Genomic DNA, 2,003 nt, shown 5'->3' with positions numbered 1-2,003 from the left:
GTCCGGCGGGCCCGGGGATGGCCAGTGTTACGGGCCGATGTTACATTCGCCGCAGTGCTTTTGGTGCCCGGCCCGTAGACTTGGAAGGGTGACTGAAGTATTCCGAACCCCACTGCCAGGCTCCTCCGTAGCCGGCCCCGCAACCGACCCAGACCTGGACCTTTGGCGCAACCTGCCGATCGCCCAGCAGCCGACCTGGAGCGAGCACGCGGACTATAGCGCCTCGATTGCCGAGCTGGGTTCGCGACCACCATTGGTCTTCGCCGGCGAGGTCGACATCCTGCGCGCCCGCCTGGCCGCCGCCGCCCAGGGCAAGGCGTTCCTGCTCCAGGGCGGGGACTGCGCCGAAACCTTCGACGGGGCCACGGCCGATAAGATCTCGGCCCGGGTGCGCACCATCTTGCAGATGGCCGTCGTGCTCACCTACGGCTCGTCGATGCCGGTCATCAAGATGGGCCGCATGGCCGGGCAGTTCGCCAAGCCGCGCTCCTCGAACGATGAAACCCGCGACGGGGTGACGCTGCCGGCCTTCCGCGGGGAGATCGTCAACGGGTTTGACTTCACCCCCGAATCCCGCGCCCACGACCCCAAGCGCATGGTCACCGCGTACAACACCTCCGCGGCGACGCTGAACCTGATCCGCGCGTTCACCCAGGGCGGGTTCGCGGACCTGCGCAGCGTGCACTCCTGGAACCAGGGTTCATGGCCAACCCGGCGCACTCCGCCTACGAGCAGCTGGCCGGGGAGATCGATTCGGCGATCCGCTTCATGGACGCCTGCGGCGCGGACTTCGAGGCGCTCAAGCGCACCGAGTTCTTCGCCTCCCACGAGGCCCTGCTGCTGGACTACGAGCGGGCGCTGACCCGCACCGACTCGCGTACTGGCCTGCCGTACGACACCAGCGGGCACTTCCTGTGGATCGGGGAGCGCACCCGCCAGCTGGACCACGCCCACGTGGACTTCCTCTCCCGGGTGCGCAACCCGATCGGCGTGAAGCTGGGGCCGAACACCTCGGTGGAGGACACCCTGGCGCTGATCGAGAAGCTGGACCCGACCCGTGAGCCGGGCCGGCTGACGTTCATCACCCGGATGGGGGCGAAGAACATCCGCGAGAAGCTGCCGAACCTGGTGGAGAAGGTCACCGACTCCGGCGCCCAGGTGCTGTGGGTGACCGACCCGATGCACGGGAACACCGTGACCAGCCAGAACGGTACAAGACCCGCAACTTCGACGACGTGATGGACGAGGTGCGCGGCTTCTTCGAGGTGCACGACGAACTGGGTACCTTCCCGGCGGCCTGCACGTGGAGATGACCGGCGACGACGTGGCCGAATGCCTCGGCGGCGCGGACCCGATCCGCGAGGAGGACTTCGACAACCTCTACGAGTCGGTCTGCGACCCGCGGCTGAACCACCGCCAGTCCCTGGAGATGGCGTTCCTGGTCTCCGCGGCGCTGAAGAAGCGCGGACGCCGCCGCTAGACGGTCATCCCATGTGCCTGCTGGGCCACCGGGTTAAGCCAGAACATCCCCGAGCACCGCTCGGGGATGTTCTGCGTTAAGCCGGATTCGCCGAAACAAGGAGAACGGATCGCCCGGAACCGAACCGGGACGGACGGAACCGAACCGGGCCGGGTGGAAGCGATCCAGACGGGCCGCGGTCCGGTTAGAACACGTACAGCGTGATCGTTGCGCCGCGCTCGGCCTGCTGGTTCAGCGGCGTCTGCAGGCGCACCGTGCTGGAGTGCCCGCCGAGCATGTCACGGGTCTCGACCTGGAACCCGGCCTGCTCCAGGGCGGACACCGCCTGCTCCACCTCCTGGCCGATCACCGAGGGGATCTGCACGTACTCCGGGCCCTGGGAAAGCTGCACGCTGATGCTGCCCCCGGCCGGAACCGTGCCCTCGGCCCGGATCCTGGACGGCCACCTGGCCGCGCGGGACGTCGCTGGAATACACCGGCTCGCCGACCTGCAGGCTCAGGCCCAGTTCCTCAACGGCCCCCC

At 68.3% G+C, this 2,003-nt stretch carries 1 protein-coding gene and 2 pseudogenes; 2 read left to right on the top strand and 1 reads right to left on the bottom strand.

What is annotated here, in order from left to right; genetic code table 11:
* Positions 1-37 precede the first annotated feature (37 nt).
* Positions 38-1,239: pseudogene (locus JCM19049_RS23560) on the top strand (3-deoxy-7-phosphoheptulonate synthase class II).
* Positions 1,240-1,279: 40 nt separating this feature from the next.
* Positions 1,280-1,480 (top strand): annotated as a pseudogene (locus JCM19049_RS20805) (3-deoxy-7-phosphoheptulonate synthase); the annotation flags it as partial.
* A gap of 184 nt (positions 1,481-1,664) precedes the next feature.
* Here JCM19049_RS20805 and JCM19049_RS12700 read toward each other — a convergent pair.
* Positions 1,665-1,871 carry a PASTA domain-containing protein gene (locus JCM19049_RS12700; protein ID WP_054821771.1) on the bottom strand — a complete coding sequence of 69 codons (207 nt, stop codon included), beginning with the start codon at positions 1,869-1,871 and terminating at the stop codon, positions 1,665-1,667.
* Positions 1,872-2,003 lie beyond the last annotated feature (132 nt).

The sequence above is a fragment of the Arthrobacter sp. JCM 19049 genome (genome assembly GCF_001310435.1).
This window is presented reverse-complemented; position numbering and strand designations above follow the sequence as displayed.